Annotated in this window: 1 protein-coding gene; it reads left to right on the plus strand. The window is 50.6% G+C overall.

The window, feature by feature from the left end:
- On the plus strand, positions 1–439 hold a 439-nt coding region (locus NE664_14200; GenBank protein MCQ4727787.1), incomplete at both ends, for an alpha-glucosidase/alpha-galactosidase.

Below are 439 nucleotides of genomic sequence, written 5' to 3' on the forward strand. Positions count from 1 at the left end.
TTCGAATACATCCGCCATCTGGGCTACTACTGCACTGAATCCAGCGAGCACAACGCCGAGTACAATCCGCTATTCATCAAGAGCAAATATCCGGAGATGATTGAGGACTACCAGATTCCATTGGATGAATATCCCCGCCGCTGCATCAAACAGATCGAAGGCTGGAATCAGGAGAAGGACAGTATTCTGATGGATGGAGCCATCACCCACACCCGCTCTTTAGAATACGCATCCTATATTATGGAAGCAATTGTCACCAATCAGCCCTATAAGATCGGCGGAAATGTGCTCAACCATGGCCTTATCGATAATCTGCCGGCCGAAGCCTGTGTGGAGGTTCCCTGTCTCGTAGACGGAAGCGGAATCACGCCATGCCATGTAGGTGCCCTCCCCACACAGCTGGCCGCCATGAATTTAAGCAATATTTCGGTCCAGCTTC

This window comes from Anaerotignum faecicola (assembly GCA_024460105.1).
Lineage (GTDB): Bacteria > Bacillota > Clostridia > Lachnospirales > Anaerotignaceae > JANFXS01.